Annotated in this window: 29 protein-coding genes; 9 read left to right on the top strand and 20 right to left on the bottom strand. The window is 65.0% G+C overall.

Translation table 11 applies throughout. The features are described from left to right. Nucleotides 1-9: 9 nt before the first annotated feature. Complete coding sequence (locus ACTS1X_RS14735) at nucleotides 10-351, top strand: DUF6122 family protein (RefSeq protein WP_442615167.1); 342 nt, start codon at nucleotides 10-12, stop codon at nucleotides 349-351. A 158-nt stretch (nucleotides 352-509) separates the two neighbouring features. Here the strand turns inward: ACTS1X_RS14735 and ACTS1X_RS14730 are convergent, their stop codons facing one another. Further along, a complete protein-coding gene (locus ACTS1X_RS14730) occupies nucleotides 510-1334 on the bottom strand; it encodes a Coq4 family protein (protein ID WP_442615166.1) in 825 nt (274 codons plus the stop codon). A gap of 85 nt (nucleotides 1335-1419) precedes the next feature. Here ACTS1X_RS14730 and ACTS1X_RS14725 point away from each other — a divergent pair, with 85 nt between their 5' ends. The 4 genes from ACTS1X_RS14725 to bfr all read left to right on the top strand — a co-directional run bounded on the left by ACTS1X_RS14725 (nucleotide 1420) and on the right by bfr (nucleotide 4179). Beyond that, nucleotides 1420-2094: a nitroreductase family protein gene (locus tag ACTS1X_RS14725; protein WP_442615165.1), complete on the top strand. Its 675-nt coding sequence runs from the start codon at nucleotides 1420-1422 to the stop codon at nucleotides 2092-2094. A gap of 30 nt (nucleotides 2095-2124) precedes the next feature. Then, nucleotides 2125-3372 carry a DUF418 domain-containing protein gene (locus ACTS1X_RS14720; RefSeq protein ID WP_442615164.1) on the top strand — a complete coding sequence of 416 codons (1248 nt, stop codon included), beginning with the start codon at nucleotides 2125-2127 and terminating at the stop codon, nucleotides 3370-3372. A gap of 56 nt (nucleotides 3373-3428) precedes the next feature. Next, nucleotides 3429-3599 (top strand): (2Fe-2S)-binding protein, encoded by a 171-nt coding sequence (locus tag ACTS1X_RS14715; protein WP_442615163.1) that lies wholly within the window; start codon nucleotides 3429-3431, stop codon nucleotides 3597-3599. A 97-nt stretch (nucleotides 3600-3696) separates the two neighbouring features. Continuing rightward, the gene (gene bfr / locus ACTS1X_RS14710; protein ID WP_442615162.1) at nucleotides 3697-4179 is read left to right on the top strand and encodes a bacterioferritin; all 483 of its coding nucleotides are present in this window, start codon (nucleotides 3697-3699) and stop codon (nucleotides 4177-4179) included. Nucleotides 4180-4188: 9 nt separating this feature from the next. On the opposite strand, the gene ACTS1X_RS14705 is transcribed toward bfr, so the two are convergent. From ACTS1X_RS14705 to panB, 6 genes are all read right to left on the bottom strand, one after another. After that, nucleotides 4189-4623, bottom strand: a complete 435-nt coding sequence (locus tag ACTS1X_RS14705; RefSeq protein ID WP_442615161.1) for an Hpt domain-containing protein — start codon at nucleotides 4621-4623, stop codon at nucleotides 4189-4191. A 123-nt stretch (nucleotides 4624-4746) separates the two neighbouring features. Then, a complete protein-coding gene (locus ACTS1X_RS14700; protein WP_442615160.1) occupies nucleotides 4747-4974 on the bottom strand; it encodes a sulfurtransferase TusA family protein in 228 nt (75 codons plus the stop codon). Next, nucleotides 4961-6325, bottom strand: a complete 1365-nt coding sequence (gene der / locus ACTS1X_RS14695; protein ID WP_442615159.1) for a ribosome biogenesis GTPase Der — start codon at nucleotides 6323-6325, stop codon at nucleotides 4961-4963. The genes ACTS1X_RS14700 and der overlap by 14 nt, the downstream gene beginning before the upstream one ends. Nucleotides 6326-6348: 23 nt before the next feature. Continuing rightward, entirely contained in the window at nucleotides 6349-7665 is a 1317-nt protein-coding gene (locus ACTS1X_RS14690) for an outer membrane protein assembly factor BamB family protein (protein ID WP_442615158.1), read from the bottom strand. Further along, a complete protein-coding gene (locus ACTS1X_RS14685; RefSeq protein WP_442615157.1) occupies nucleotides 7662-8387 on the bottom strand; it encodes a tetratricopeptide repeat protein in 726 nt (241 codons plus the stop codon). The genes ACTS1X_RS14690 and ACTS1X_RS14685 overlap by 4 nt, the downstream gene beginning before the upstream one ends. Nucleotides 8388-8510: 123 nt before the next feature. Beyond that, nucleotides 8511-9383, bottom strand: a complete 873-nt coding sequence (gene panB, locus ACTS1X_RS14680; RefSeq protein ID WP_442615156.1) for a 3-methyl-2-oxobutanoate hydroxymethyltransferase — start codon at nucleotides 9381-9383, stop codon at nucleotides 8511-8513. Nucleotides 9384-9482: 99 nt separating this feature from the next. Here panB and ACTS1X_RS14675 point away from each other — a divergent pair, with 99 nt between their 5' ends. Then, nucleotides 9483-10610 (top strand): endonuclease/exonuclease/phosphatase family protein, encoded by a 1128-nt coding sequence (locus tag ACTS1X_RS14675; RefSeq protein WP_442615155.1) that lies wholly within the window; start codon nucleotides 9483-9485, stop codon nucleotides 10608-10610. 6 nt (nucleotides 10611-10616) lie between these two features. Here ACTS1X_RS14675 and ACTS1X_RS14670 read toward each other — a convergent pair whose 3' ends face one another. The 8 genes from ACTS1X_RS14670 to ACTS1X_RS14635 all read right to left on the bottom strand — a co-directional run bounded on the left by ACTS1X_RS14670 (nucleotide 10617) and on the right by ACTS1X_RS14635 (nucleotide 15252). Then, entirely contained in the window at nucleotides 10617-10898 is a 282-nt protein-coding gene (locus ACTS1X_RS14670; RefSeq protein WP_442615154.1) for a DUF427 domain-containing protein, read from the bottom strand. Continuing rightward, complete coding sequence (locus ACTS1X_RS14665; RefSeq protein WP_442615153.1) at nucleotides 10898-11257, bottom strand: ArsC family reductase; 360 nt, start codon at nucleotides 11255-11257, stop codon at nucleotides 10898-10900. The genes ACTS1X_RS14670 and ACTS1X_RS14665 overlap by 1 nt, the downstream gene beginning before the upstream one ends. A gap of 1 nt (nucleotide 11258) precedes the next feature. Further along, nucleotides 11259-12455, bottom strand: coding sequence for a formate-dependent phosphoribosylglycinamide formyltransferase (gene purT, locus ACTS1X_RS14660; protein WP_442615152.1), 1197 nt, complete (start codon nucleotides 12453-12455; stop codon nucleotides 11259-11261). Next, nucleotides 12452-12685: a hypothetical protein gene (locus ACTS1X_RS14655; protein WP_442615151.1), complete on the bottom strand. Its 234-nt coding sequence runs from the start codon at nucleotides 12683-12685 to the stop codon at nucleotides 12452-12454. The genes purT and ACTS1X_RS14655 overlap by 4 nt, the downstream gene beginning before the upstream one ends. A gap of 31 nt (nucleotides 12686-12716) precedes the next feature. Then, the gene (locus ACTS1X_RS14650; protein ID WP_442615150.1) at nucleotides 12717-13160 is read right to left on the bottom strand and encodes a GNAT family acetyltransferase; all 444 of its coding nucleotides are present in this window, start codon (nucleotides 13158-13160) and stop codon (nucleotides 12717-12719) included. Beyond that, nucleotides 13144-13527, bottom strand: coding sequence for a hypothetical protein (locus tag ACTS1X_RS14645; protein ID WP_442615149.1), 384 nt, complete (start codon nucleotides 13525-13527; stop codon nucleotides 13144-13146). Before ACTS1X_RS14645 ends, ACTS1X_RS14650 begins: the two co-directional genes overlap by 17 nt. Further along, entirely contained in the window at nucleotides 13520-14194 is a 675-nt protein-coding gene (locus ACTS1X_RS14640; protein ID WP_442615148.1) for an endonuclease III domain-containing protein, read from the bottom strand. Before ACTS1X_RS14640 ends, ACTS1X_RS14645 begins: the two co-directional genes overlap by 8 nt. Nucleotides 14195-14535: 341 nt before the next feature. Continuing rightward, on the bottom strand, nucleotides 14536-15252 hold the full coding sequence (locus tag ACTS1X_RS14635; RefSeq protein WP_442615147.1) for an endonuclease III domain-containing protein: 717 nt from the start codon (nucleotides 15250-15252) through the stop codon (nucleotides 14536-14538). Nucleotides 15253-15365: 113 nt separating this feature from the next. On the opposite strand from ACTS1X_RS14635, the gene ACTS1X_RS14630 reads away from it, so the two are divergent. Further along, nucleotides 15366-15623, top strand: a complete 258-nt coding sequence (locus ACTS1X_RS14630; protein ID WP_442615146.1) for a type II toxin-antitoxin system RelB/DinJ family antitoxin — start codon at nucleotides 15366-15368, stop codon at nucleotides 15621-15623. Nucleotides 15624-15725: 102 nt separating this feature from the next. Then, a complete protein-coding gene (locus ACTS1X_RS14625; RefSeq protein ID WP_442615145.1) occupies nucleotides 15726-15998 on the top strand; it encodes a type II toxin-antitoxin system RelE/ParE family toxin in 273 nt (90 codons plus the stop codon). 128 nt (nucleotides 15999-16126) lie between these two features. Here the strand turns inward: ACTS1X_RS14625 and ACTS1X_RS14620 are convergent, their stop codons facing one another. Beyond that, the gene (locus ACTS1X_RS14620; protein ID WP_442615144.1) at nucleotides 16127-16852 is read right to left on the bottom strand and encodes an endonuclease NucS domain-containing protein; all 726 of its coding nucleotides are present in this window, start codon (nucleotides 16850-16852) and stop codon (nucleotides 16127-16129) included. A gap of 3 nt (nucleotides 16853-16855) precedes the next feature. Next, a complete protein-coding gene (gene guaA, locus ACTS1X_RS14615) occupies nucleotides 16856-18415 on the bottom strand; it encodes a glutamine-hydrolyzing GMP synthase (RefSeq protein WP_442615143.1) in 1560 nt (519 codons plus the stop codon). A 126-nt stretch (nucleotides 18416-18541) separates the two neighbouring features. Between guaA and ACTS1X_RS14610 the strand changes: the two genes are divergently transcribed. Next, a complete protein-coding gene (locus ACTS1X_RS14610; protein ID WP_442615142.1) occupies nucleotides 18542-19639 on the top strand; it encodes a methyl-accepting chemotaxis protein in 1098 nt (365 codons plus the stop codon). A 62-nt stretch (nucleotides 19640-19701) separates the two neighbouring features. Here the strand turns inward: ACTS1X_RS14610 and ACTS1X_RS14605 are convergent, their stop codons facing one another. The 3 genes from ACTS1X_RS14605 to rplQ form a co-directional block, all read right to left on the bottom strand. Next, entirely contained in the window at nucleotides 19702-20208 is a 507-nt protein-coding gene (locus ACTS1X_RS14605) for a hypothetical protein (RefSeq protein ID WP_442615141.1), read from the bottom strand. A gap of 145 nt (nucleotides 20209-20353) precedes the next feature. After that, on the bottom strand, nucleotides 20354-22507 hold the full coding sequence (locus ACTS1X_RS14600) for a prolyl oligopeptidase family serine peptidase (protein ID WP_442615140.1): 2154 nt from the start codon (nucleotides 22505-22507) through the stop codon (nucleotides 20354-20356). 101 nt (nucleotides 22508-22608) lie between these two features. Next, nucleotides 22609-23037: a 50S ribosomal protein L17 gene (gene rplQ / locus ACTS1X_RS14595; RefSeq protein WP_442615139.1), complete on the bottom strand. Its 429-nt coding sequence runs from the start codon at nucleotides 23035-23037 to the stop codon at nucleotides 22609-22611. Nucleotides 23038-23083: the final 46 nt, after the last annotated feature.

The raw sequence follows: 23083 nt of genomic DNA, 5'->3' as shown, positions 1-23083 counted from the left end.
CCGCCCGGCATGTCGCCATCGATGGATATCCTCCAGCCGCTGCTCCACATCAGCGGGCACGCGATCGTCCCCTTCCTGCTAGGCTGGATATTCTGGCGGGAGAATTGGTGGCGGGCCGGGCTGATCATGGCGGCGACGATCCTTATCGATATCGATCATCTGCTCGCCGATCCGATCTACGACCCGAACCGCTGCAGCATCGGTTTCCATCCGCTGCATACGATTTGGGCAGCGCTCGCCTATCTCGCGATGCTGGCGATCCCGAACTGGAGGATACGCGCCGTGGCGGTCGGATGCCTGCTCCACCTCGCCACCGATGGCGGCGACTGCCTGATGCAGGGATATGGTTGAGAGCCCCTCTAAAAAGTACGATCTAGTTTTAATGGACCGTCATTGCGAGGAGCCGAAGGCGACGACGCAATCCAGAGCTGCAAGCGCTTATCGCCAACCGCTCTGGATTGCTTCGCTGCGCTCGCAATGACGGTGTTTCGATCTGATATGATAATGGCCTAAGCGGGCTGCGCAGCTTCGGCTCCGTCCTGCGCGGCATTCCTGCCGAGTATGTCATAGGGATCGCGCCCCTCTTCGCGCAGGATCCGATGCGCTTCGTGATAGTGGGACGGCGTCCCGATGCCGAGCCGCGCCCGCGCCGCATCGAGCGGCTCGGCCAGCAGATCGGTAATCGGCATTTCCCAGATGCGCGGGCCGGCCTTGCCGTGCCGCTTCGCCTCGTTGATCGCGCGGAAGATCGGCGCTTTCGTCCCCGTCACCTTCTTCATGTTCATGCCACCGGCATAGGCGATGAACAGATGCGCGAGCGAGGGATCCTGGCCGTAGGTGAAGGCGAGCACGCATTGTTCGCCCAGCCCGTCCCGGCCATAGCCGGTGAGCACGTGCAGCAGGTCGTGCGTGTCCCGGTTCCGGTTGCCATACCATTGGATCAGGTCGTCATAGCGCGGCTTGCCCATCTTCTCGCCTTCGGCGACGAGGCCCGCGGCAGTCAGCCCCTCTTTCTCCATGAAATCGCAATAGGCATGGGCGACGCTTCCTTCAGGCATCGCACGGAGCCGCTCGTGATCGTCGAGAATGGCGGGAAGGTAGGGCTCGCGCGCATAGATGGCGCGCCCCTGCTCGCTCGTCCCGAAACGCAGGGCATCGTCGCGGAAAGACTGGCGCGGCAGCGCTTCGAAGATCCAGAAGACCTGTTCGGTATCTTCCTTGTCCTTCAGCAACTCGCGGAAATGATGCAGCGCCTTGAACGGCCGCTTGCGGAGCCTGGGCCGATCGGGATGCACGGCTATCGGCATCTCGGAACTCTGTGCAACGCTCGCCATGAAGAAGAACTGCTATCTGCTGACATTCATGTCAATAGCGAGCGCCCCTTTGCGCGCCCCGAAACGAACGGCTAAGGCGCGCGGCATGACCGATCATGACACCGTCCCCTATACCGATTTGCCCGACTATTCCGACGACGAGCGGATAGCGCGCGCCAAGGCCTTTTACGACGCGATCAGGACGCGGCGCACCTGCCGACAGTTCAGCGATGCGCCGGTGCCCCGCGCCGTGATCGAACAGGCGATCCTCGCCGCCGGCTCCGCGCCCAATGGCGCCAACCACCAGCCCTGGCATTTCGCCGTCATCGCCTCGCCGGACCGCAAAAAGGCCGTGCGCGAGGCCGCCGAGGCCGAGGAGAAGGAATTCTACGAAAACAAGGCGAGCGACGAATGGCTCGAAGCGCTCGCGCCGCTCGGCACGGACGAGGTAAAGCCCTATCTCGAAACCGCGCCCTGGCTGATCGTGATCTTCGGGCAGCGGCGCGGCGGGCCCAAACCGGGCGACGACAAGCAGAATTATTATGTCACGGAATCGGTCGGCATCGCGACGGGTTTCCTGATCGCGGCGCTGCACGACGCGGGCCTCGCGACGCTCACCCATACCCCCAACCCGATGAAATTCCTTAACCAAGTGTGCGAGCGGCCGGCCAACGAAAAACCGATGATGATCGTTGTCGCGGGAAAGCCGGCTCCGGATGCGACAGTCCCGGTGCACGCGTTCAACAAGAAGCCCCTCGACGCGATCAGCTCCTGGCTGTAATGGCGCCCTAACACACGAGGGGGGAGGAACATGGCGACACCGGCACCGATGGACAGTCGTTTCGTCAGTCTCGATGTCGTTCGCGGGATCGCCGTCATGGGCATATTGCTCATGAATATCGTCGCGTTTGCCATGCCGATGACGGCCTATTTCACGCCGATCGCCTTTGGCGGCGAAAGCCCGGCCGACATCGCCGTCTGGGCGACCAATTTCGTGCTGGCGGACGGCAAGATGCGCGGGCTGTTTTCCGTCCTGTTCGGCGCGTCGATGCTGCTCGTCATCCAGCGCGCCGAGGCCAAGGAGCGGAGCGCCGCCCTCACCCATTATTCGCGCATGACCTGGCTGCTCTTTTTCGGCGCGATCCACGCCTATGCGATCTGGCATGGCGACATATTGATGCTCTACGCGGTGATCGGATCGATCGCCTTTTTCTTCCGCAAGATGGAGACCCACAAGCTCGTGGTGCTCGGCCTGATCCTGATCGTCGCGCAGGCCGTGCTTCTCGGCCTTCTCGCCGGATCGGTCTGGATGCTGCGCGAAGCGGCGGCCGCGCCGGACGCGGACGCCGAGATCGTCCGGCAATGGCGGGAATTCGCGGTCGAATTCGGTCCCATTCCGCCCGACAAGCTCGCCGAGGACTTCGCACGATATCGCGGCGACTATGCCGGCATTCTCGCCCATCGGCTCGGGCCCGGTTTCTGGGATCCGATCGTCGCCAACCTTACCGCCGCGCTCGACACGCTGGGCCTGATGCTGCTCGGCATGGCGGGGCTCAAAAGCGGTTTCCTGACGGGCCAGTGGGAGCGCGCGACCTATGCCCGCTACGCCCGCAACGGCTATCTGATCGGCCTCCCGCTGCTGACCGCGCTGGCCATCGCCATCATGGCCAGCGGATTCGAGCCGGCCACGCTGTTCCTGCTCGATTTCGCGGGACAGGTTCTCGTCAATCCGCCGGTGATCCTCGCCCATGCGGCGCTCATCCTCTATTGGGTGAAATCGTCCGCGGGCAGCGCCGTCATGGACCGGGTCGCCGCCACCGGGCGCGCCGCCTTCACCAACTATCTCGGCACCAGCCTGGTCTGCACGACGATCTTCTACGGCTATGGCTTCGGGCTGTACGGCGAACTCAGCCGCGCCGCGCTCTATATCGTCGTCCTCGGCGTCTGGGCATTGATGCTGCTCTGGTCGAAGCCATGGCTCGACCGGTTCCGCTATGGCCCGCTCGAATGGCTGTGGCGCAGCCTCGCCCGCCGCGAGTTCCAGCCGATCCGCAAATAGCGCCGGGCGTCATTTTCACTATTGCGAATTAGTCTCAATAGCCTTATCTAATCCGCATGGTTGTCTGCATCTGCAACGCGATTCGCGAAAAAGACCTCCGCGCGGCTGCCCAGAAGGGCGCATCGACCCCCTCGTCCGCCTATGCGCAGATGGGATGCAAGGCCCGCTGCGGACAATGCGTATCGTTTGCACGGCAGATCATCCGCTCCGAAACTGCGACTGCATAGCAGAATCATCTGAAAAGCCTGGAAAACTGGGGTTTTCGGGCTTCTCCCCCGCCCCTTCTGCGACTATAGTGACCGGATCAGAACAGGGAGATCCGGTATGAAGGGCGACGAGAAAGTCATCGAATTCCTCAACGAAGCGCTGAAGAATGAGTTGACGGCGATCAACCAATATTTCCTGCATTACCGGATGCTCGACAATTGGGGCATCACGAAGCTCGCCAAGTTCGAATATGAAGAATCGATCGACGAGATGAAGCATGCGGACCAGTTGACGGAACGCATTCTGTTTCTCGACGGACTGCCCAATTTTCAGCTGCTCGGCCGGCTTCGCATCGGCGAAAGCGTCGAGGAGATCCTCAAGGCGGACCTGGAACTCGAACATGAAGCGATTCCGTTGCTGAAGGACGCGATCGAGCATTGCGAGAAGGTCCGCGACTATGTCAGCCGCGACCTGCTCGCCAGCATCCTCGACAGCGAGGAGGACCATGTCGACACCCTCGAACAGCAATTCGACATGATCGAGCGGATGGGGATCGAAAATTACTGCCAGCTCCAGTCGGAACCGGCGGAAGAGGGCTAGTTCCGGCGGTTACAGCCGGCCGAACTTCTGGTTGGCGACTTCCGGCTCCGCGCCAGCGCCGCGGCGCTGGACCAGCGGGTTGGTCGCCTTTTCGAGGCTGGCCATCGTCGCCTCGAACATCGGCCGGAGCCGCACCGCCTCGGGAACCAGTTCTTCGGGCGTCTGCTGGATCTCGACGAGATGACGCGCGGTCATTTCGATCTTCTCGGCGATGGCGCTCAGCGGCCGGGCGCCGAACTGGAGCGATTCACCCTTGAGCGTATGCGCGGGCACGATCAGCGCGACGCTGACCTTGTCGCGCATCGCCTGCTCGATCGCCTCGACCGATTTGATCCCGTCTTCGCTGAAATAGCGCAAGATGCGAGCGAAGTTCGCGCCCAACTGTTCGCGAACCGCATCGAACTCGGCCCAGTCTACCAGTTCTTCATCCTGGAACGACACCATGCGCTCCCTTTCCAACTACCCATCAAAGCCCTTACGCGCGGACTGTAAACAAGAGGTTTACCGGAAACGATAATCACGCTTGATGCGGGGTATTCTGCGGCGAACTGACGCGGAACCGGGGCTTTAGCGGGATATCAGCCACCCCGGTCCGAGCGGCGTTTCGAGCGTTTCGACCGTCCAGTCCCGATCGTCCGCCAAAGCCGCGATTTCCGCGGGCGCGACCGGATCGTCGGCGACGATTACCGCGCGATCGGCGGCCCGCATGAACCGGGCGAGACGGAGCGCCGGCCAGGGGCAGCGAAGCCCCCGCGCATCGATATCGACATCGGGAGCCGCTTCAGGACCGTTCATCCCCGCCATCCTTGTACGGATTGCGCGGCGACCGCATGGTCAGCCGCACGGGCACGGCGCCGAAGCCCAGCTCGTTGCGGATACCGTTCAGCAGATAGCGCTGATAGCTCATCGGCAGCTGGTCGACCCGGGTGCCGAACAGCACGAAGCTCGGCGGCCGGGTTCGCGCCTGGGTCATGTAGCGCAGCTTGATGCGCTTGCCCTTGGGCGCGGGCGGGGGGTTGCGTTCGACGGCGGCCCGGAACCAGCGGTTGAGTTCGCCGGTCGGTACGCGGCGCGACCAGGCGTCGCGCGTCGCGAAGGCGGTCTCCATCAGCTGGCCGATCCCCTTGCCCGTGACCGCCGAGATCGCCACCAGCGGCACGCCGCGGACCTGCGCGAGCCCCTCGCCGAGCGCCGTCTCGATCCCCTCGAACAGCGCCTTCCGATCCTCGGCAACGTCCCATTTGTTGATCGCGATCACGATCGCCCGGCCCTCGTCGATCACATGGTCGGCGATCTTCAGGTCCTGCACCTCCAGCCCTTTCGTGGCATCGAGCAGCAGCACGACGACTTCGGCGAAATCCACCGCGCGCAACCCGTCGGCGACCGAGAGCTTTTCGAGCTTGTCCTGCACCTTGGCGCGTTTGCGCATCCCCGCCGTGTCGATCAGCTCCACCGGCCGCCCCTGCCATTCCCAGGGCACGGCGATCGAATCGCGGGTGATCCCCGCCTCCGGACCCGTGATCAGGCGATCGTCGCCCAGCATCTTGTTGATCAGGGTGGATTTGCCGGCATTGGGGCGGCCGACGATGGCGAGCTTGAGCGGACCGTCCGCCGCCTCGTCCTCCTCCGTTTCGTCGATGTCCTCGCGCTCGACATGCGGCTGGACCGCTGCGAACAGATCGGCCAATCCCTCGCCATGTTCGGCGCTGAGCGGCACGGGATCGCCAAGCCCCAGGCCATAGCTTTCATACAGGCCCGCTTCGCCGGCGCGGCCTTCGGCCTTGTTGCCGACAAGGATGATCGGCGTCTCGGTGCCGCGCAGCCAACGTGCGATTTCCTCGTCGAGCGGCGTCACGCCGGCGCGGGCGTCGAACAGGAACAGCGCCGCATCGGCCTCGGCGACCGCGCGTTCGGTCTGCTGGCGCATCCGGCCCGGCAGGCTCTTCGGATCCTCGTCCTCATAGCCGGCGGTATCGATGACGCGGAAATCGAGACCGAACAGATGGGCCTCGCCCTCCCGCCGGTCTCGCGTCACGCCCGGGCGATCGTCGACGAGCGCGAGCTTCTTGCCCACGAGCCGGTTGAACAGCGTCGACTTGCCGACATTGGGGCGGCCGATAATCGCGATAACGGGCAGCCGCGCCATGGCTTATGTGCCTTTCCTTGCCGCTAGCGCCAGGCGCTCAGCCGGCCTTCGCTGTCGAGCAGATACAGCGTGTTGTTGGCGACGACCGGCGGCAGCTCGACGCCCTCGTCAAGCTCCTCCAGCCGGTTCACGGCGCCGGTCGCCGGATCGAGAAAGGCGAGATGACCGCGGCTCGATGCGAGCACCAGCTGGCCGCCCGCCAGAACGGGGCCGCGCCAGAAGATCGGGCCCTTGCGGTCTTCCTCGTCGCGATAGCGCTGCAACTGGCTGATCCAGCGGATGCGGCCATTGGTGCGCGCGATGGCCAGCACCCGCGCATCGTCGGTCACCGCGAACATCCAGTCGCCCGCAATCCAGGGGGTGGAGAGACCGCCCGCATTGACTTCCCAGATGCGTTCGCCGGTGATGAGCCGCAGCGCGACCATCCGCCCGCCCTGGCCGACGGCGTAGACGAAGCCGCTGTCGATGACGGGGCTCGCATCGATATCGGACAGGGTCGAGACCGAAGTCGAGATGCTCGTCCGGTTGAGCCCGTCCTGCCAGACGATCTGGCCGTTCTCGTAGCGATAGGCGATCAGCTCGCCCGAGGAGAAGCCCGCGACGAGCGTTCCCTGCGCCGATGCCGGAGCCGCGACGCCGAACACGCCGGAGACCTCGAGCGTGCCGGACACGCTCCAGCGCGTCTCGCCGTTCGCCGGGTCGAGCGCGAAAATCTGGTTGTCCTGGCTCAGCACATATACATTGTTGTTGGCGATTGTCGGAGCGCCGCGCAGCGGGCCGCCCGGGCGCACCTTCCAGACCTGCGCGCCGCTGGCCGCATCGAGCGCGCCGGCATAACCGACGCCGTTCGTGACATAGACGCGGTCGCCCGAAACGCTGACTCCGCCGCCGAACAAGGCCGGTTCGCCGCCGATCTCGGTACCGAACCGCGTCGACCAGACTTCGCCGCCGGTCTCTGCGTCGAACGCCCGAACCGTGGCATCGGCATCGATCGTAAACACGCGGCCATTGGCGACCACCGGTGCGGCGGCTAGCCGCGCGCGCGAACCGCCGCCGTCGCCGATCGACACGGACCAGGCGCGAACCGGCGTACGGCTCAGCGCCAGATGGCCGACCGATTTGCTGGCGCTGCCGCCGGGCTGCACCCAGCCGGCATTGACCGTCGCGGCGGGAAGGACGACCGGAACCGTCGCGATCTGCGGATCGGCCTGGACGTCATTTTCCGACACGAGGATCGGCGTGCGGTTGCCCACCGTGGGCGTCGCATCGCCGTCGCCGCGGAACAGGCCACAGCCACTCAGCGCGAGCGCCGCGCAAACGGGGATCAGAATACGCATCATGTAGTTGGTTCCTCCGCCGCATCCGCAGCCAAGGGCTGGCCGGGTGCGGTCTGTTCTTCCTGCAGTTCCACCGGCTCGTCGGGCACGGCATCCACTCCCAATACGCCGGCCATCTGAACCGCACGTGTCCGAAGCGTCTCGGGTACGCTTTCGTCATTGGCGATCTGCGCGAACAGCGCGCCGGCCTGTTCTTCATTGCCCTGCCGCATCATCGCGACGGCGCTCAACTCCGCGGCGCTGCCGAACCAGGGATTGCCGGGCACCGCGAGGCCGGCCATGCGGTCGATCACCGCCTGGGGCTCCATATCCTCGAATTCGATCGCCGTCTGGCGGATCAGGGCGAGATCGCGAAACTGACGCGGCAGGCCATCGTCGGCGACCATCGCGCCGAAAACCCCGATCGCGGCCGCTTCATCCTGATTCTGCAGCGCCAGCGCCGCCTGGGTCAGCATCGCCTCGGCGCGAATGATCGGGCGCGGCGATTGCGCGAGTGCCGCGAGCGTTTCGTCTGCATCGGCCGTCGTGCCGGCATTCAGGTCCTCGAGCAGCTGGGCGAGCTGTTCGGTCTCGCTTTCGGCCGCGACCGTCTGCTGATTGGACCAGTAGAGCCAGCCGCCAAAGGCCGCGAGGCCGACGATCACCAAGCCGGCGATCCACTTGCCCCAGCGCTCCCAGAACTGGACAGCCTGCTCCTTGCGGACCTCCTCGTCCACTTCGCGCATGAACGCGCTATTGTCTTGCGGCGCAATCGCCAACTCTCGTCTCCAGATCGTTATGGCGGCGGACCTTAGCGGCGCGCTTGGCCAAGGGAAAGTGATTGTGAACTACGGCTTCCCGCGGCTCCCCTATTTTTTGGGCTGGTAGGTTTGGGCCTCTTCGGGAAAGCTTCGGCTGCGGACCTCGGCGGCATAGGTTTCGACCGCCTTGCTCATCTGCGCGGCGATGTCGTCATATTTTTTCACGAAGCGCGGAACCCGGTCGAACAGGCCGAGCATGTCCTCTGTCACGAGCACCTGTCCGTCGCATTGGGCCGACGCGCCGATGCCGATCGTCGGGCAGGAGGTCGCGCGCGTCGCCTCGATGGCCACCGGTTCGATCACGCCCTCGATGACGATCGAAAAGGCGCCCGCTTCGTCGATCGCCCTGGCGTCGGCGACGACCTTGGCCGCCGTCGCGTCGTCGCGGCCCTGCACCTTGTGCCCGCCGAGGATGTTCACCGCCTGCGGCGTCAGCCCGACATGGCCCATGACCGGAATGCCGCGCGCGGTAAGAAAGGCGACGGTTTCCGCCATCGCCTCCCCGCCCTCCATCTTGATCGCCGCGGCGCCGGTTTCCTTCATCACGCGCGATGCCGCCCGGATCGCGACTTCAGGGGATTCCTCATAGGAACCGAACGGCATGTCGACGATCACGACGCTGTGATAGCTGCCCCGGACGACCGCCGCGCCATGGGCGATCATCATGTCGAGGCTGACCGGGATCGTCGAATCGAGACCGTACACGACCTGACCGAGCGAATCCCCGACCAGCAGCATGTCGCAGTGCGGATCGAGCAGTTGCGCGGTCCGCACGGTATAGGCGGTCAGCATGACCAGCGGTTCGCCGCTCATGCCGTCGGTCTTGCGTCCGCGGATCGCCGGAACCGTCAGCCGCTTCATCGGCTTGGGCGTAGGATGCGCGCGGTCCGTCTTCGTATCGAGGGTGTAGGTGGTGGACATGGGCGCGGTTTAGCTTTCCCGAAGGGAATTGGCCAGCTATCGGAACGAAGTCGTCCCTGGCGGGTTCTTCAGGGCGTAGCGGGCAAAGAGGGGCGTGCATTGACGGCATCGGGACAGGACGGCGGCTTCCCCTGGCGAAAGATCGGCATCTGGGCGCTGATCGTGATCGCCGATCTCGTCATCCTCGTCACGATCGCCAGCGCCATCCCCTCCAACCAGTGGTGGATCCGGGCGTGGGATTTCCCGCGGCTCGCGGTGCTGACGATCGGCGGGCTGACCCTGCTCGCGATGCTGTTCCTCCATTTCCGCTTTCGCTGGCCGATCGCGGCCCTTCTGGCCGCCGCGCTCGCCTATCAGGCCGGCCATATCTTTCCCTATACGATGCTCGCGAGCGTCGAGGCCGAGAAGATCGATATCGCGGGCGCCGAGCGCGAGGCGCATTGCTTCACGACGCTGAGCCTCAACGTGCTGCAGGACAATCGCGAATTCGCGCGGACCTTGGACCTGATCCGGCGCGAACAACCCGACCTGCTGCTCCTGATGGAAACCGATACCGCCTGGCTGGAGGCGATGGAGCCGGTGCTCGCCGATTTCCCGCACCGGTTCGAAGCGCCGCTCCCGAACACCTATGGCATGATCTTCGCCAGCCGGCTGCCCGTCGCCGGCGGCGCGATGGTCAATCTCACCGAGCCCGGCACGCCGTCCTTCCATGGCGAACTGCGCACCCGCGCGGGCGTCGCCTTCCGCGTCGCCGCGCTCCATCCGCGCCCGCCGCATCCGGGACAGGACACCGAGGAGCGGGACGCCGAGATCGCGATCGCCGCGATGATGACGCGCGACAGCGGCATGCCGACCTTCACCGTCGGCGATTTCAACGATGTCGGCTGGTCGGAAACCTCGCAGCTGTTCCGCCGGGTCGGACGCTATGTCGATCCGCGCGTCGGGCGCGGTTTCTACGCCACCTTCCCCGCCTCGCTCCCGGCCTTCCGCTGGCCGCTCGACCATGTCTTCTTCACCGAGGAATTCGGGCTTTACAGCCTGAGCACCGGCGATGCGGTCGGTTCGGACCATCTGCCGGTGCGCGCCGAAGTCTGTCTCGTGCCCGGCGAAGGCGATCGCCTGAACACGCCCGAGCAGACCGAAGCCGACGATGCGGGCGATCTCGAGGAAGTCATGCAGGCCTATCGCGAGGACCAGGTGATGGAGCGCGCGACGGGCGGGGAATAGCCGGCCTTATCCGACCTCGACGCCCTTCCAGAAGGCGATCCGGTCCTTGATCTCGGCCGCCGCCTCTTTGGGGTTAGGATAGAACCAGGCCGCGTCCGCGTTGGTTTCGCCGCCGACCGCGACCGAATAATAGGAAGCGACGCCCTTCCACGGACAGCCGCTCGTCGTATCGCTATCGACCAGAAACCCGCGATTGACGCTGGCTCGCGGGAAATAGTGATTGCCCTCGACGACGACCGTGTCGTCGCTCTCGGCGATCACCGCGCCGTTCCATCTCGCCGTCACCATCACTCGGGCTCCAGCCCAAGCGCCGTTTCATATTCGCCGCCCCTGAAGCCGACGATCAGCGGACCTTCGCTCTCGAGCACCGGGCGCTTGATCATCGATGGGTGCGAGAGCATCAGCGCGACCGCGATATCCTCGTCGACATCGGCCTTCATTTCGTCGGGCAGCTCGCGAAAGGTCGTTCCGCGCTTGTTGAGCAGTACGTCCCAGCCGACCTCGCCCGACCATTCGCGCAGCTTCTCCTCGGTGATGCCGGCCTTCTTGTAATCGTGAAACGCATAGTTGACCCCGCGACGTTCCAGCCATTTGCGCGCCTTCTTGATGCTGTCGCAATTCGGGATGCCATACAGAACGGGATCCATCTCATTCGTCTCCATACAGAATTCTCACGCACGCCGCCGCCTCGACCGCGGCTGAGCGCGCCTCCTCGACCGTGCCGTCGTCCACCCGCGCCAGCGCGACGCCCATGCGCCGCCAGGGCCGGGTCACCGGCTTGCCGAACAACCGGACGTCGATATGACAGCCATCGCCCGCCTTGCCCAGCGCCTCGTCCACACCCGCGAACGCGAAATCCTCCGCATCGCGATCGGCGAGGATCACCGCGCTGGCCGATGCGCCCCGAATGTCGACGGCCGGGATCGGCAGTCCGAGGATCGCGCGGGCATGGAGATCGAACTCGTTGAGATCCTGCGAGACGAGGGTCACCATCCCGGTATCATGGGGCCGGGGCGACAGTTCGGAGAAGATGACCTCGTCGCCCTTTACGAAGAATTCGACGCCGAAAATCCCGTATCCGCGCCCCGCGCCGCCCAGCGCCCCGACGACCTTCGCCGCCATATCCTGCGCCGCGTCCAGCGCGGCGTCGGACATGGCGGCGGGCTGCCAGCTCTCGCGATAGTCGCCGCGCTCTTGCCGGTGTCCGATCGGGGCGCAGAAATGGATGCCGTCCTTGGCGCTGACCGTCAGCAACGTGATCTCGTAATCGAAATCGACGAACGCCTCGGCGATCACCCGCTGCCGGTCGCCGCGCATGCCGTCCGCGGCATAGTCCCAGGCGGCGTCGATCCCGTCCATCGTCCGCACCGTGCTCTGCCCCTTGCCCGAAGAGGACATCACGGGTTTCACGACCAGCGGCACGCCGACGGCCTCGGCCGCCGCCCGCAATTCCTCCCGGCTCTCCGCATAGCGATAGGCGGATGTCCGGAGGCCCAGCTCTTCCGACGCCAGATCGCGGATCGCATCGCGGTTCATCGTCATCTGCGCCGCCCGGGCGGACGGCACGACGCGAAAACCCCTGCCTTCATAATCGGCCAGCACCTCGGTCCGGATCGCCTCGATCTCGGGCACGATGAAATCGGGCGCGTGCCGCTCGATCGCCGCGCCCAGCGCTTCGCCGTCGAGCATCGAGAACACCGCGCGCTCGTCCGCGACCTGCATCGCCGGCGCGTTGTCGTAGGAATCGCAGGCGATCACATGGCAGCCCAGGCGCTGGCAGGAGATGACGAACTCCTTGCCGAGCTCGCCCGAGCCCAGAAGCAGGATTTTGGCGGTCGGCGTCATTCCTTCTCGGCGAATTCGGAGACGATCCGCGACCCGCAGTTCAGCAGCTCGCCGCCCGCATGGTCGGCCAGGGCCTGTTCGGCCTCCGCGACCGTCGGGAAGGTGCCGAGCGTCTTCCAGCCCCAGAATCCCTTATATTGCGCCAGATACCAGTCGGTCCAGGAACGACCGCGGAGCAGCGCTTCCCAGATCGACTTGGTCTGATGCACGACACGATATTTTACCTTCATGGCGGCTGGTTACGCTCCCGCAGTTCCGGCCTCAAGCCCCGGTCTTCCCGTCGAGCCGGCGGCCGAGCGTTACCACATCCTGCCGGCCCAGCCCCAGCGCTTCGTAAAAGGCGATGACGTCCGCATTGTCGCTGCGCACCATCAGCTGGATTTTCGGCGCGCCGCGCGCGCGCAGCCAGGCCTCGGCGGCATCCATCATCCGCCGGCCGAGCCCCTTGCGGCGATGATCGGGATGGACGGCGAGATAATAGACCCAGCCGCGATGCCCGTCGAAACCGACCATTACGGCAGCGACGGGCGCGCCGCCCTCGGGCAGCAACAGGATATCGGACGCCGCAGTGCCGATGGCCGAATCGAAATCGGCGACCGGGTCGTTCCACGGCCGTGTCAGCGTACAGGCCCGCCACAATGCGATGACGGCGTCCCGATCGGCGGCGGTCGCGGATGCGATCTCCGTTTCAGGCAGGCCGGTCATGTTTCCCCGCGGCAAAGACGATGACTTTCGCGGCCAGCACCGTCGCGAGAAACGCGAACAGCGCCAGATCGCCCCGGGCGAGCAGGAAGATGGCCGCCGGATAGAGGGTGAGATGAACCGCGAGGAATCCGGTCCGCGCGCTGGGGCCGGTGCGCGCACGCCAGCGCGCCCGCGTCGCCTCGGTCGCGTTGGATACGAGACCGGCGCCGATATCGGCCGCGAGCAGCGCCAGAAGGACCGTCTGCCAGTCCCATTGTCCGGCGCGCATCGCGACGACCATGGCCATCGCGAGCCCGGCGAGCAGCGCCGATGCCATCGTGCCGGGATGCGGCTTGTCGCCCAGAATATAGTCGGAGAATCTAGCCATCCGATGCCCCCTCGCCCGCATGATATTGGCACAGATCGCCCACCGGGCAACGCCCGCATTGCGGACGACGCGACTTGCAGATGCGCTTGCCGAGCTGGATCAGCCAGAAATGGCCTTCCTCCTTGGCCCAGCCGGGTGCGCGTTCGTCCAGCACCTCGGCGATCTTGGCCTCGGTCGGCCCGCGCGCCAGCCCGATCCGCCGGCAGACCCGGCCGACATGCGTATCGACGGCGATCGCGTCATGGCCGAAGGTGAAGCTCAGCACGATATCGGCGCATTTGCGGCCGATGCCGTGCATGGCGAGCAGGCCTTTCCTTGTGTCGGGCACCACGCCGTCATGCTCGTCGAGCAGTTGCCGGCAGAATCTGCGGATCGCCCGCGCCTTGTTGTTGTAGAGACCGGCGGGCCTGATCGCGTCGATGATCTCCGCGTCGGACAAGGCGAGCATCCCGGTCGGGGTCTGCGCCAGCGCGAACAGCGCGCGGCTCGCTTTCGCCGTGTTGCTGTCGAGCGACTGGGCCGAGAGCATGCAGGAGATGCAGGAGCGAAACGCATCGGGCTGTCCCTTCGGACCCTTGGCGCGCTCCGACCGGCCCGGCATGGCCTCGGAGAGGCGGCGGAAGACGGTTTCGACATTATCGGGCGGGAGGAGGCCGGAGTCGGTCATCGACCGACCCAGTCGCATGCGCGGCAGCCGGTCGACCCGAGTCGACACGCGCCGGGGGTGTTCCCGCCCTCCTGTTCATCTTTCGGAGAGCGGAGCTGAACAAGTTTACATACTTTACACACAGCCGCCGATTCAATCGATGCCGATTCCGATATCATCGCCGTCCGCGCCCCTGTCCATGCTGCTGTGCTGCGCCTCCGGGCTATGCGAGATTTTCCAACATTTGAAGGGGGCGTTCCGGAGAAAGCCCTCCCCCTTGATGGGGGAGGGTTGGGTGGGGGTGAACCATCAGCTAGCGATCACCCCAGCCGATAGATCACCCCACCCCTGGCCCCTCCCCATCAAGGGGAGGGGGAGCTTCTATCCGTCCCCGTCCTGCATTCCGGCCGCGCGGGACAGGCGGCGCAGTGCAGTGCCTTCGGGCGGCAGAAGGTCTGGCCGACGCGTTTCACGAGCAGATGATGCTCGTCGACATCCTCGGCCGTCCAGTCCGGCGGGAGGATCGGCATCAGCGTGTCATAGGCCCGCGCCGTATCGGCCTTGGCGGGCACCAGCCCCATGCGCTGGATCACGCGGCGGTGGTTGGTGTCGATGACGAGCGCGCGGTGGGTGAACGTGCTGGCGTTCATCACCCCGGCGCTGACCTTGCGGGCGACGCCCGGCAGGCTTTCGAGCCATTCCATAGCCTCTTCGGTCGGCAGGTTGGAAAGATGCCGCAGATCGACCGCGCCGCGCCGCGCAACGATCTCGGTGAGGCACGCCTTCAATCGCTCGGCCATCAGTTCGGGAAAGGTCGCGGTTTCGAGGAACGGCAGCAGCTCCGCCTCCGACGCCGCCGCGACCGCCTCCCACGACCCGAAATGCGCGCGCATCGCGTCCGCCGAACGGTTCGAATGGATCGTCTTCGTCCGCGCCCCGATGACGCCCTGGACGAGTGTCCATTCGGGCGAACGGCGCTTCTCCGGCGGGCGGACGACCCGGCCGAAATGGGCGATCAGCCGGTCGTGGGTGCGCTGGAGGATGTCGGTGCGCGGGTCGGGGCCGAGGGGGAGTTGCATGACATTCAATATGGATTGTCTATCGATACACGCAACGAGCATATTTCCGTGAGTATAACCTTGCGAATCTGGAAGTTTGTAGCTACAATGACACTACAGAACGGAGAAAGACCATGGCAGTCGAAGAAAGCGTCCGCGCCCGGATCGATGGCGACACCAAACAGGCGGCTACCGCCGCGCTGGCGGCGATGGGATTGTCCATGTCCGATGCCATTCGCCTGATGCTGCGCCGCGTAGCGGAGGAAAAGCGCCTGCCGTTCGATGTGGCGGTTCCGAATAGCGAAAGCCGGAATGCGATGGCGGAGCTTGAAGGCGGCGGGGGCAAGAAGCTCGGCAGCGCCGAGGAACTGTTCGACGAACTCGGCATATAGCCGGTGACCATGTGCAATATCGGCGCTCACCCTGAGCTTGTCGAAGGGTCGGGCAAACACCCTTCGACAAGCTCAGGGTGAGCGCGGTTGGGTACTGACTTCATGCTGACCCCCGTCCGTTCGACGGCGTTCAAGAAGGACGTCAAGCGAATGATGAAGCGCGGCAAGAAGATGGCCAAGCTCAAGGCCGTCATCTCAATGCTGCTCGAAGGCGCGGAACTCGACCCGCGCCTGCGCGATCATCCGATGAAGGGCGAATGGGCCGGCTGGCGCGACCTGCATATCGAGCCGGACTGGCTGTTGTTGTATCGTGTGAGAGAGACGGAGCTGTTGCTGGCGCGGACTGGGACGCATTCGGATTTGTTTGGGGAGTGAGTAGCAAAAGCGTCATTGCGACCCCGGCCTTGCGCCGGGGGAAGCAATCCAGAACGGCTGGCGACGCGCTTTGTGGCTCTGGATTGCCGCGTCGCCTTCGGCTCCTCGCAATGACGTGGAGAACTGATTCAACTGCGAGGCCGGAAGCTGAAGGAAAAGCCGTATTCGATAAGCTCGAGCGTTGGAACCATCCTCGCTGCCGAAATCGCCCGTGCATCGAATTCAGGCGCAACGAGAAACCCTCTTACAGGCGCATCAGAGTCCATGCTGACATCGCCCATATATGCCAGAACCTGGGCGACGGCATCTCGGCCAGCCTTAACGGCCTTTAGCTCGATCACTACGGGCTTCGCCTCGCCATCCTTCGCAAGAATATCAATCCGTCCCGAAGGCACGGAACGCTCGACCCCGCCATCAATGATCTCAAGTCCGGTTTCGAGCTGCTCGATCGAACTTCTCAAAGCCGATTGCAGGTCGCGTTCCAGGCTAAACGTCTGCTCATTATCCTCTTCGCTCAGGTCGTCGACGCGAAGAGCGGCGATCGCTGGGCGAGCAGCCTCTGACTCTACATCCTGACGGAATCGCACATATTTCTGGACCGCCGATTTGTAGCCTGACAGACCATTTCGCAAATTTCCCTCAATGACTATTTTCGATGGATTGTCGGCGCCCAGCCGCTCATCTTCAGCGCTGTAAACCAAAGATTCCAGGACGCTCTGGAGCTCATCCTCGTCGAAATGCTCGTCGACGTCACCATATTCTCTCTCGACGCGACGCAGCTCAGACAGCTTCGTCTGCCAAGTTGATTCCGACGGAACAGCCCGGCGAAGCCAGTCGCTATAGCGCGGATCCATTGCTCACTCCCATTCAATCGTCCCCGGCGGCTTGCTGGTGTAATCATACACCACCCGGTTGATGCCCTTCACCTCGTTGACGATCCGGGTCGCGACGCGGGTCAGGAAGCTCGCGTCGAAGGGGTAGACATCGGCGGTCATGCCGTCCGTGCTGGTCACGGCGCGCAGGCCGCAGACGCTGTCATAGGTGCGCCCGTCGCCCATCACGCCGACCGTTTTCACCGGCAGCAATACCGCGAATGCCTGCCAGATGGCGTCGTAGAGGCCGGCGTTGCGGATTTCCTCGAGATAGATGGCATCGGCCTTGCGCAGGATATCGCAGCGCTCCTTGGTCACCTCGCCCGGGATACGGATGGCGAGGCCGGGACCGGGGAACGGGTGGCGGCCGACGAATGCGTCGGGAAGGCCCAGCTCGCGGCCGAGTTCGCGGACCTCGTCCTTGAACAGTTCGCGCAAAGGCTCGACGAGCTGCATGTTCATCCGCTCGGGCAGCCCGCCGACATTGTGGTGCGACTTGATCGTGACGCTCGGCCCGCCGGTGAAGGAGACGCTTTCGATCACGTCGGGGTAGAGCGTGCCCTGGGCGAGGAAATCCGCGCCGCCGATCTTCTTCGCCTCGTCCTCGAACACATCGATGAACGTCTTGCCGATGAACTTGCGCTTCTTCTCCGGATCGGTCTCGCCCTTGAGGCCGTTGAGGAACAGGGTCTCGGCGTTCACATGGACGAGCGGGATATTGTAATGGCCCTTGAAGAGGCTGACGACCTGCTCGGCCTCGCCCATCCGCATCAGGCCGTGATCGACGAAGACGCAGGTCAGCTGCTCGCCGATCGCCTCGTGGATCATCACGGCGGCGACCGCGCTGTCGACGCCGCCGGACAGCCCGCAGATGACTTTCCCGTCGCCGACCTGTTCGCGGATCTCGGCGATCTTCGTCGCCTTGAACTCGGCCATCGTCCAGTCGCCCGCGCAACCGCAGACATGGCGGACGAAATTGGCGAGCAGCTTCGCGCCGTCGGGCGTGTGGACGACTTCGGGGTGGAACTGGGTGCCGTAATAGCGGCGCTTGTCGTCGGCGATCAGCGCGAAGGGCGCACCCTCGGTCGTCGCGACGATGCGGAAGCCCTCGGCAAACTGGGTGACCTTGTCGCCATGGCTCATCCAGACCTGATGCGTCTCGCCGGTCTTCCAAAGCCCGTCGAACAGCGCGCAATCGTCCGAAATGTCGATGAAGGCGCGGCCGAACTCGCCGCTGTCCCCCGCCTCGACCTTGCCGCCGAGCTGTTCGGTCATCACCTGCTGGCCGTAGCAGATGCCGAGGATCGGCAGGCCGCTCTCGAACACGATGTCGGGCGCGCGCGGGCTGTCCGCCTCGGGCACCGAGGCCGGGCTGCCGGAGAGGATGATGCCCCTGGGTTTCAGCCGCTCGAACGCCTCGGCCGCGGCGTTGAAGGGCGCGATTTCGGAATAGACGCCGGCTTCGCGGACGCGCCGGGCGATGAGCTGCGTCACCTGACTGCCGAAATCGACGATGAGGATGGATTCGGATGGCTGGATTGTCATGGCAAGCCAATAGATTTGACGACCCCTTCTGTCCAGCAACACGCCGCCCGCCGGCGCGCCGATGGTTAACCGGGGGTTAGCATTTCCGGATTAGGGTGAGTTCGACCGAATTGTACGGGAGCGCCCATGCCGAGACGCATCAAAGCCCTGCTCGACCTTCTCGAAGAGGAGACCGGCCGCTATGCGACGGCGAGCGACAAGATCGCGCAGCAGACCAAGATGCTGGCCTTGAACGCCACCATCGAAGCGGCGCGTTCGGGCGAAGCGGGCCGCGGTTTCGCGGTCGTCGCGCAGGAGGTGAAATCGCTGGCGACCAGCGCGGCCAATGCGGCGAGCAATTTTCGCCAGACGATCATGGACCGGCTCGCGACGAGCTCGCGCATCGTCGACGAACTGGTCGACGAACTGGAAGGCGCGCGGCTCGCCGATCTCGCGCACACGATCAACGATCTGGCGCTGCGCGGCCTTTCCGCCCGCAGCATCGACCTGCGCATCCTCGCGACCGAACCCAGCATCCGTTCCTACATGCTGGACCCGGCCGACGGCGACAAAGCGGCGGCGGCGCGCGAGCGGCTGAACATGCAGTTCGCCTTTTCCGACTTCTTCCGCAACGCCTTCCTCGTTTCGAAGGACGGCACGATCCGGATGAGCATCGAGGAAAACCCGACCTTCATGGCCTTCAACCTGAAGGGCCAGCCGCAATTCGAACGCGCGATCGCCAGCCGGAGCCCGGACGAATGGTCGGCCGACGAAATCTGGCTCAATCCGCAGGGCAACGACCGGCCCTGCGTCTTCTTCGTCTGCGGCATCCGCGAAAAGGGACTGGACGGCGGCGAGGTGATCGGCGCGCTCTATCTCGAATATGACTGGGCCCGCTACGCCCAGTCGATCGTGATGACGCAGAAGATGCTGCACCAGAACGGCCGCAAGGGCGATCGCTTCCTGCTGCTCGACAAGAACGACAATATCGTCGGCAGCTCGGCGGGCGACGCCTTCGGGACCCATTATCCGCTGCCGGCGAGCGAGGAAAGACGGGGATCGTTCGTCGACGGGCGCAAGAGCGTTTCCTTTGCGCACGGCGAAATCGAAAACGGCTTCGGCGGGCTGGAACTGTGCAGCGTCATCGAGCGCGAGATGCGCAGCCAGGAAGAGATACTCGCCGTGCTCGGACTGGGCGGCGCGATCGAGGACGCCCGCACCGCGCGGCGCGACGAGGCCGCCTGAAGCGCAAAAGAAGGGCGCGGACCCATGCCTGTCCCGCGCCCTTCCCGTGCCGGCGGCTCGATCTAGTCGAGACCGCGCACTCTCAACCGGTCGATCTGGCCGTAGCGAATCCGGCAGGTGAACCGGCCGCGATCGTAATCGGCGGTGCGATAATAGCCGCGGCGGCCGTAGCGGCCCTCTTCGACGAGCAGCCGCCCTTCGACGCGGTAGCCGTCGCGTCGGCGATCGACCTCGGTGATTTCGGTGACCCGCGCCCGGCCGTAGCGGGAGGCCTCGTGGCGGGCCGCGCGGCGGCACTGGCGGACCGCCTGGCGCGGACGCAATTGGCGATAAGGCCGGTTGTAGCGGCGGTCGTAATCGTCATAGCGGCCATGGCGGCGCTCGTAGCGATCATCGTCATCGTCGTCGGTGACGGCGGCGGCGACGGCCGCGATACCGCCGAGGATCAGCGCGCCGGCGATCACGTCGCCGGCATCGATACCGTCATTGTCGCGGGCCTGGGCGGGCGCGGCGACGGCTAGCGCGGTCGCTGCGGTGGCGCCCATCAGGGTCTTTCCAAGATATTTCATCGCACGGCTCCTTTACTGCACACGGTTCGCGAAGAACCGAGTACCGTCTAGCGGAGCCGCACTGAGCGCGGTCTGAACTCGCCTGTAGGGCGGCGTTCATCTGAACGCCGATATTGGTGAACGTCCGAAACGGCCGAAACCCGGGCTATTCGGCCGCGGGCACGTCCAATCCCGTCCAGTGCGCGGTAAAGGCCCAGAGGTCCGCATATTCGGCGATCAGCTGGCTCGTCGGACGGCCCGAACCGTGGCCGGCACGGGTCTCGATACGGATCAGATGGGGCCGGTCGCCGAGATCGGCATGCTGGAGCGCGGCGGTATATTTGAAGCTGTGGCCCGGCACGACGCGGTCGTCGGTATCCGCGGTCGTCACCATGATGGCCGGGAAATCGCCGGTTTCGGGGATGTTGTGATAGGGCGAATAGGCGTAAAGCGCGCGGAAATCCTCCTCGCGGTTCGGATAGCCGTAATCGTCGACCCAGTAGCGGCCCGCGGTGAACCGGTCGAAGCGCAGCATGTCCATCACGCCCACGGCCGGAAGCCCGACGGCGAACAGGTCCGGCCGCTGGTTGACGACGGCGCCGATCAGCAGCCCGCCATTGGACCGGCCCTGCACGGCGAGCTGATCGCTGGACGTGATGCCTTCCGCGACCAGATATTCGCCGGCGGCGATCATGTCGTCGAATACATTCTGCTTGTTCCGCAGCCGGCCGGCATCGTGCCAGGCCGCGCCATATTCGCCGCCGCCGCGCAGATTGGCGAGCGCGAACACGCCGCCCATCTCCATCCATTGCAGCCGGCCCGCGCTGAAATCGGGGCTCAGCGAGATGTTGAACCCGCCATAGCCGTAAAGCAGGGTCGGGTGGCTCTCGCTCATGTCGAGATCGGCGCGATGGACGATGAAGATCGGCACGCGCGTGCCGTCGCGCGACGTGTAGAAGCGCTGTTCGACCACATAATCGGCGGGATCGAACATGACATCCGGCGCGGCGAAGACCGTGCGCTCGTTGCGCGAACTGTCATAGCGGTAGATGGTCGTGGGCTGCGCGAAACTGGTGAAGGCGAAGAAGGTTTCGGGATCGCCGAGCTCGCCGCCGAAACCCGAAAGGCTGCCGATGCCCGGCACGTCGACGGTCGCGACCCGGTTGCCCTCGAGATCGAAGACCCGCGCCTCGTTGCGCGCATCGACGAGATAATTGGCGATGATGCGGCCGCCGACGACCGACGCGCCTTCGAGCGTCGCCTCGTCCTCGGCGATGAGTTCGCTGACTACCGGCGCTTCGCCCGACACGTCCATCCGCACGATCCGCTCGCGCGGCGCGTCGCTGTTGGTGCGGAAGTAGAGGATATCGCCGAGCGAGCCGGCGAGATCCCAGTTATGCTCGAACCCGGTGACGATCGTCCGGGTCGGCACATCGTCGGCGCCGAGATCGCCGAGCACGACCTCGTAGCGGTCGTCCGTGCCTTCCGACGAATAGATCAGCACCCAGCGCTTGTCGTCGGTGACCTCGGCAAAATGGTTGAGCGCCGGACGGTCGGGCGTCGCATAGACCAGCCGGTCCTCGGACTGGTCGGTGCCGAGCGCGTGATAGTAGACGGCATGGTTCATGTTGAGCGACTGGAATTCGCCCTCGGCGTCGGGCGCCGGGAAGCGCGAATAGAAGAAACCGGCGCCGCCCGCGACCCAGCTGATATTGGTGAACTTCGCCCATTCGACGGTATCGGCCAGCGTTTCGCCGCTCTCGACGTCGAGCACGCGGATCGTCCGCCAGTCGGTGCCGCCGTCCTGGATGCCGTAGGCGATGTAGCGGCCGTCCGGCGAGGCCGCCCATTGCGCCATCGCGGTCGCATCGTCGTCCGACCATTCGTTGGGATCGATCAGCAGCCGCGGCTCGCCGTCGAGCCCCTCGCGCATATAGAGGGCGGACTGGTTCTGCAGGCCGTCGTTGCGGGTGTAGAAATAGCGGTTGCCGCGCTTTTCCGGGATGCCGACGCGTTCATAGTTCCACAGTTCGGTCAGCCGCGCCGCGATGGCGTCGCGCCCGGGCAGCGTTTCGAGATAGGCGTCGGTCACCGCATTCTGCGCGGTCACCCAGTCGCGCACGGCGCTATCGTTGCGGACGTCGTTCTCGAGCCAGCGATAGGGATCGGCGACCGCCACCCCGAACTGCTCCTCGACGACGTCGCCGCGCGCGGTTTCGGGATAGGCGAGTGGCGTTTCCATCGGTGCGGGTTCCTGGGCGACGGCCATGGCCGGAACGGCGACGGCGAGAAGCGGGAGAAGCAGGCGGGCAGCGATCATCGGGCACCTCGGACAACAAAGGGGACCGCAAGCCTAGCAGCCGCGATCCCCCGTTTAAATCCCGAATGTGAAATCCCGAACGGGACGGTGCCGGTCCGTCGTCAGGCGGCGGCCTCTTCGGCGAATTCCTCGTCCATTTCGACCGGACCGGAATCCTGGCCCCGGGCGTCTTCGTCGCGGTCGACGAATTCGATGACGGCCATCGGCGAGGAATCGGACATGCGATAGCCGGCCTTGATGACGCGCGTATAGCCGCCGTCGCGATCGGCATAGCGCTCCGCCAGCACGTCGAACAGCTTCTTGAGCTGGGTCTCGTCCATCAGCCGCGACTGGGCGAGGCGGCGGTTCGAAAGGCCGCCCTTCTTCGCCAGCGTGACGAGCTTCTCGACATAGGGCCGCAGTTCCTTCGCCTTGGGCAGGGTCGTCAGGATCTGCTCATGCTTGACGAGCCCGGCCGCCATGTTGCGGAGCATCGCCTTGCGATGGCTCGAGGTGCGGTTGAGTTTACGGTGCGCTTTTCCGTGACGCATGGTCCATTTCCTTCGTTCGTATCGGAGCCGTATCAGGTACTCCGAG

It is taken from the genome of Parasphingopyxis sp. (assembly GCF_052168275.1).
Lineage (GTDB): Bacteria > Pseudomonadota > Alphaproteobacteria > Sphingomonadales > Sphingomonadaceae > Parasphingopyxis.
The sequence above is the reverse complement of the archived record's forward strand: the minus strand, read 5'-3'. Positions and strand labels throughout refer to the sequence as shown.